At 33.0% G+C, this 6,704-nt stretch carries 4 protein-coding genes; 3 read left to right on the plus strand and 1 reads right to left on the minus strand.

Going from position 1 to position 6,704, the window contains the following annotated elements; all coding sequences use genetic code 11:
- Positions 1 to 41: 41 nt before the first annotated feature.
- Both KPL44_RS20345 and KPL44_RS20350 read left to right on the plus strand, forming a co-directional pair.
- Positions 42 to 1,100 (plus strand): M20 family metallopeptidase, encoded by a 1,059-nt coding sequence (locus tag KPL44_RS20345; RefSeq protein WP_216253965.1) that lies wholly within the window; start codon positions 42 to 44, stop codon positions 1,098 to 1,100.
- Positions 1,101 to 1,179: 79 nt separating this feature from the next.
- Positions 1,180 to 2,457, plus strand: coding sequence for an L-cysteine desulfidase family protein (locus tag KPL44_RS20350; protein WP_216253967.1), 1,278 nt, complete (start codon positions 1,180 to 1,182; stop codon positions 2,455 to 2,457).
- A gap of 93 nt (positions 2,458 to 2,550) precedes the next feature.
- On the opposite strand, the gene KPL44_RS20355 is transcribed toward KPL44_RS20350, so the two are convergent.
- Complete coding sequence (locus KPL44_RS20355; RefSeq protein ID WP_216253971.1) at positions 2,551 to 4,413, minus strand: glycoside hydrolase family 20 zincin-like fold domain-containing protein; 1,863 nt, start codon at positions 4,411 to 4,413, stop codon at positions 2,551 to 2,553.
- Positions 4,414 to 4,746: 333 nt separating this feature from the next.
- Here KPL44_RS20355 and KPL44_RS20360 point away from each other — a divergent pair, with 333 nt between their 5' ends.
- Positions 4,747 to 6,204 carry an amino acid permease gene (locus KPL44_RS20360; protein ID WP_216253974.1) on the plus strand — a complete coding sequence of 486 codons (1,458 nt, stop codon included), beginning with the start codon at positions 4,747 to 4,749 and terminating at the stop codon, positions 6,202 to 6,204.
- Positions 6,205 to 6,704 lie beyond the last annotated feature (500 nt).

Here is a 6,704-nt window from a genome sequence, read left to right on the forward strand (position 1 = left end):
TACCGTCCATAAATATACATTACAAACGAGGAGGTAGCATAATGAAGGAAATAGATTTATTAAAAAACCTAATTAGGTATAATAGCTGTACTATAGAAAAATCAAATGAACTTTTAATATACTGCAAGGAATGGCTTTTAGAAAACAATTTACCATGTAAAATATTTGAAAATAATGGGTGCAAATTTCTAACTTCTTCAATTGGAAGTGGAGATAAAACTTTAGTATTCAACGGTCATTTGGATGTAGTTTCAGGTGAAGAAGAGCAATTTTCTCCGTATATAGAAGGTGATAAACTGTTTGGAAGAGGTTCTTCTGATATGAAGGCAGGAGTATGTGCTATGATGATTGCTATGTCAGAATTAAGGGATGAGGGCCCTTCTTGCCGGGTAATGCTTCAGCTAGTTACAGATGAAGAAACCGGTGGCGAGAATTGTTCGAAATTCTTATCTACAAATAAGTTCTTAGGAGATTTCATTTTATGTGGCGAGCCTACTCAATTAAACATTGGAGTTCAAGCAAAAGGAATTCTTCAATTAGATCTAGAATTTCACGGTGTTTCGGCTCATGGAAGTAGACCGTGGCAAGGTATTAATGCTATATCCAGTGCCTATGAATCATTTAATAAAATAAGAAATCTTCCTTTTACAAAAGAAAGTACTGAACTATATGAAGGCCCCTCCATAAATTTAGCTAAAATATCAGGTGGCGAAGTTTATAATAAAGTACCCGACTATTGCAAGATGAGCCTGGACATAAGATTCCTTCCTACACAATCTGCAGAAGAAATTGTTAATCAAATAAAAAAAGTGGTAGATTGTAATATACTAATACATGCAACGGGGGACCCTGTAAAAACTGATATAAATGACAGATCAGTTTTATTATTAAGAGAAATCACCTTAAAACACACAAAATCCCAATGCAAATTATTTGGGCAACACGGTTCATCAGATACAAGGTTTTTCTCAAAATACAATATACCTGCTGTAGAATTTGGACCTTGTGGAGAGAAATGGCATGGTGACGGCGAATATGTTTTGATAAGTTCTGTTATAAAATATAAAGAAATTTTAGTAGACTTTGCTAAGAATTTCTAAGGTCCAAGTATGGCCTAAACAACTACAATCATTTATATCAAGACCCAAACGAATCAAATTATACAAGGAGAGTAACAAAATGAAAAATAGTGATTTGATTTATAAAACTTATTTACAGATTTTAAAAGAAGAGATGGTACCTGCAATGGGATGTACTGAACCAATTTCAATTGCATATGCATCGGCAAAAGCTAAAGATGTATTAGGTCATACGCCTGATAGAACTATTGTAGAAGTGAGCGGCAACATTATTAAAAATGTTAAAAGTGTTATAGTTCCAAATACAGGTCATTTAAAAGGAATTGCTGCTGCAGCAGCAGCTGGTATTATAGCAGGCAACCCTGAAAGAAAGCTAGAAGTTATTTCAGATGTATCTAATGAAGATAAAGAAAAAATTAAAGAATACTTATCTACTTTTCCTATAGAAGTTAAACTTGTAGATACGCCATTTATATTTGATATACAGATAACTGTATTTTATAAAGAAACATATGTAAAAGTAAGAATTGTAAACTATCATACCAATATTATTTTAATTGAAAAGAATGGTGAGATACTTTATCACAAAGAATCAACATCATCAAAAGAAGAAGGTCTTAGTGGTAAAGAATTACTAAACGTAAAAGATATTGTTGATTTTGCAGATTCTGTTGATATAAAAGATATAGAAGATATTATTGGTAGACAGATTGAATATAATTCAAAAATCGCAGAAGAAGGATTAAAAAATAGTTATGGTGCCAATATAGGAAGTGTTCTAATTTCAACATATGGCTCTGATGTTAAAATAAGAGCAAAGGCGAAAGCAGCTGCAGGGTCAGATGCCAGAATGAATGGATGTGAACTACCTGTCATTATCGTTTCTGGTAGTGGTAATCAGGGAATGACAGCTTCACTACCTGTCATTGAATATGGTAATGAATTAAAGGTTTCAAAAGAAAAGCTTTATAGAGCTTTGGTTATTTCAAATTTAGTTACAATACATCAAAAGACTGGTATAGGAAGACTTTCAGCTTATTGTGGCGCTGTTTGTGCCGGCGCTGGAAGTGGAGCAGGCATTACTTACTTATATGGAGGAGGGTATCGAGATATTTCTCATACAATTGTTAATGCATTATCAATAGTTTCTGGAATAATTTGTGATGGTGCCAAAGCATCATGCGCGGCTAAAATTGCTACAGCTGTAGATGCTGGAATTCTAGGCTATCATATGTTTAAAGAAGGGCAGCAGTTTAAGGGTGGCGATGGTATTGTGAAAAAAGGTATTGAAGCTACTATATCAAATGTAGGTAAACTTGCAAAAGAAGGAATGAAAGAAACAGACAAGGAAATCATCAAAATTATGATGGAAGATTAAAAGGTAGAGACTTTTTTTAGTCTCTACCTTTTAATTTGAATTTTTCATAATAAGATAAAATTATTTATCGTTCTATATTGAAAATGGAATTTGTTAACAAGCAAGAAGGTGTATACTTCTTAAATATTTACAAGTGTAGGATATAATATCGCGAATTCTATATAATTCACTTTCTTTATTGCGTGTTCTCCATATTTTTGTAAAATCATAGAACCACACTTCAAGATTTTCAGCGAGATCTCTTGGCGTGAATACTGTATTTATTTCATTCGTACCATATTCATTCTTTAGTAAGTTTAAGAAAAAGCTATCTACTAACTGAATTGCTCTCGCTGAGACAATAAATTCTTGCAGATCAAATGTGTTTATGCGTACCTTATTAGATAATCTAGTGAACTTATCTTCTATTTCGCAAGCTAGGTTATACCCCTCTAAAATCTTTTTCCAATCAAGATCGCGCAAACTCTTTTTAATATCTAAATCATTCTTAAAATGTTCTTTCCATTCAACTAGTTCATACCATCCCACAACTTGATTCTTTGATAATTGATTAAGTAGTGAAACAAGTTTAAGTGAGTCATCGCCATACTCTATTATAGATATGGCTTTATATACATTTTCAAAGTCTTTTTCTCCGTCTGGATTCCATGATAAAGAGGCTGCGTAAGCCATGCCAGGAATTGAGGTGCTTAAAAAATTTATATGACCAAAGTCACCCCAGTCAGTATTTAGAACGCCAGTTGCACCATATTTTACACCATAGGCTACCATTCTTTTTATATTTTCAAAACCTTTATCAACTTTATTCACTAGTTGATTCCAACCCCATACACCTGGGCATACGTATTGCTCCATACCTGATTCGGTTATTGCCTTTGTTCCATCTTCTTTGGCATTTTCATTGTAATCCCAATTAAGACAAATGGCATCCTTACTTATATTACTTAAAAGTTCGGGATGATGTAAAATCACATCCCCCCAAAACATAACTCGCTTGCCTTTTTTCTTTACTATGTCTATTACTTTGTTCAAAAATTCAACGTATAACATTCCAACTCCAACCTCATCAGCGCGGGCTTTGCTTTTTCCCTTACCTAATTCAAAAGTTTCATCACAACATATATTGAATGTGTTTGAACTAAATAGAGGGATATACTGCATTAGCATTTTTTCAACAAGCTTTATGCTACCTTCGTTAGTTGTATCAAGTGTGTGTGAATTCATTCTATGCTCAAAGGAATATTCCTCTCCCTCGCTGTTTTCTAGTTCACAAAATTCATTGAAAGATTTTGATCTAAGCACTTCGTACATGTGACCGAATGTAGATAATGAAGGAATTAGCTCAACATGTCTTTTGTTACAATACTGGTCTAGTATTAAAATTTCTTCGGATGTTAGTGGATCTTTGTCCATCCAAATTTCACTCATGCCCTTGAATGCAAAAGTGTGCTCTATATATAATTGTAACTGATTTATTTTATAAAAAGACGCCCTATCAACTAGCTCCATAAGCATTTTAAGTGTTGGTACTTTGCCCCTTGTAACATCATGATAGAATCCACGATTAGAAAAGTAGGGTTCATCATCAATTTTAAGTTTTGGGAGTAAAGCCCCATTTTGTCTTATAATTTGTCTTAATGTCTGTACTCCATAAAATATGCCTATGGAAGTAGCACCACATATTTCGATGCGGTTACCATCAATAGTTAAGCTGTAAGCCTCTTTTGGACCTGATGTTTTTTTTAATGTAATTATAACTTTATTGCTATTACAGTCAAAAGCCTTATTTATTAATAAGTTGAAGCCTAATTGCTGCTTAATTTCATCTTGTAATAAAATAGCAGCATTTAGGTCATCGAAACTACAGAGAGAATCTAAGACTATCTCTGTATCTCTTTTAAGCTGCAATGTACCTTCTTTTATATCTAAATGTTTTGGACTTGGTATTAAAAACATATTGTGCACCCCTAAATTTTGTTTGATTATGACTCTTTACGTTATACCATATTGGATGAAAAATCAATAGCCTCAAAGAGAATAATAAAATTATCAAAATAACGAGTATAAAGTGAGGTTAATGTTAAAATCACTTACGTCTTATATATGTAAATAAAATACTGGAATTCTAATAAAATATCTTAATATGGATTTTATTTATTGCTAATAGCTATAGTAATGGTGTAAAATATATTGAATGATGTTAGCTTTGGAATGATTAAATTAGCGAAGTTTGTTACTTCGTTGAATAATATTTAAGGATTAGATAGCAATAAATTAAGGGAGGTTATAATGAGTGAAGTAAAGACAAATGAATTAAAAAGAGGACTAAAGTCTCGTCACCTTAACATGATTGCTATTGGTGGAGCAATAGGAACAGGACTGTTTTTGGCTTCGGGCGGAACAGTAAGTGAAGCGGGTCCAGGTGGAGCGTTAGTAGCATACACCGTTATAGGAATAATGGTATATTTTTTAATGACAGGGCTTGGTGAGATGGCTACATTTATGCCAGTTACTGGTTCGTTTGAAACATATGCATCAAGATTCGTTGATCCAGCATTAGGATTTGCGTTAGGTTGGAATTATTGGTATAACTGGGCAATTACCGTTGCGGTTGAAATGGTCGCAGGAGCTATGATTATGAAATACTGGTTTCCGGGTGTGCCGGCACTTGTTTGGAGTATTTCTTTCCTAGTATTATTATTCGGGTTAAATATGCTTTCTGCTAAGGCTTATGGAGAATCAGAATTTTGGTTTGCGGGTATCAAAGTTGTAGCGGTTCTAGTGTTTTTGGCAGTTGGTGTCGCAATGATTTTTGGAATAATTGGGGGACATCATATTGGGCTTTCAAATTTTACGTTTCTAGATCCTAAAAGTGGTGCTAAAGGACCATTCCCATTTGGGTTTAAAGGTATATTAATGGTTTTCTTAATTGCAGGGTTCTCTTTTCAGGGAACAGAACTCGTTGGTATTGCTGCTGGTGAAAGTGAAGATCCAGAAAAAAATGTACCTAAAGCAATTAATAGTGTATTTTGGAGAATTATAATATTCTATTTAGGGGCAATATTTATTATCAGTGCATTGATACCTTTTACACAAGCTGGAGTTACAACAAGCTCTTTTACCACTATTTTTGAAAGAGCAGGTATTGCTGGAGCTGCAAGTATAATGAATGCTGTGGTTTTAACATCAGTGCTTTCATGTGGTAATTCTGGAATGTATGCGGCTAGCCGTATGTTATACGCAATGGCAAGGGAGGGAAGGGCACCAAAGGCTCTTTCTAAAGTGAATTCTCGCGGTGTTCCTATAAATGCATTATTACTTACTACATTAGTAGCCTCTGCATCTTTTTTAGTAGGTTTATATGCGCAAGAAACAGTATACATGTGGTTAGTTGCAGCTTCGGGACTCGCTGGATTTATAGCATGGGTAGGAATTGCAGTATGTCACTATCGCTTTCGAAAAGCATTTGTAGCGCAAGGAAAAGATATGAACTTATTAAAATATAAAGCAAAATTTTTCCCGTTTGGACCAATTCTTGCACTAGTATTATGTGTTATTGTTATATTAGGACAAGGAGTAACTTATTTTACGGCTGATTCAATCGATTGGAAAAATGTTATTGCATCTTATATTGGATTACCTTTATTCTTAGCTTTATGGATAGGATATAAGGTGAAGTATAAAACTAAGGTTGTGAATCTAAAGGAAGCTAGTTTTAGTACGGAGCCAATACAACACGAAAAATAATTTTTAATTATATAGTCTTTAATTATAATGTAGATTAGCAAAAAGGTTGCAATGATAATTCATTGCAACCTTTTTTGTTGACCATTGGCATATTATTTATAATATATTTTAAATATTACAAATATTAAAATCATTTTACCATGCGTATCCGAATGCGATATATTGAAGTATTTAGACCTATATATAGAAATATAGAGCTAATCTTGTTAGAATCTATTTATGTTAAAAGTAACATTATATATATATGATAGAATACTCCTTGTCGTCACATAGAAGTGGCACACTAAACTAACTGACAATTACAATTTAATGAATTTTAAATAAAAATTTATTTTAAAGAAGTAGTTGACAAAATAAGAAAAACCTAGTATTATAGTAGAAGTCGTCAGATGATGACAAAGCAAATTGGTCTTTGAAAATTAAACAGAGAAATAGGTAAAGAAATGAAATAATATTTTATTTTAACCAGTCAATTACTTTAGTAAAAGTAATATTTAGTC

It is taken from the genome of Clostridium sp. DSM 17811 (genome assembly GCF_018861905.1).
Classification (GTDB): Bacteria; Bacillota; Clostridia; order Clostridiales; family Clostridiaceae; genus Clostridium_AD; species Clostridium_AD frigoriphilum.

What these genes read in the sequence shown, in the direction of transcription:
- KPL44_RS20345 (WP_216253965.1), top strand. Translation starts at nt 42, where the DNA reads ATGAAGGAAATAGATTTATTAAAAAACCTAATTAGGTATAATAGCTGT.
- KPL44_RS20350 (WP_216253967.1), top strand. Translation starts at nt 1,180, where the DNA reads ATGAAAAATAGTGATTTGATTTATAAAACTTATTTACAGATTTTAAAA.
- KPL44_RS20355 (WP_216253971.1), bottom strand. Translation starts at nt 4,413, where the DNA reads ATGTTTTTAATACCAAGTCCAAAACATTTAGATATAAAAGAAGGTACA.
- KPL44_RS20360 (WP_216253974.1), top strand. Translation starts at nt 4,747, where the DNA reads ATGAGTGAAGTAAAGACAAATGAATTAAAAAGAGGACTAAAGTCTCGT.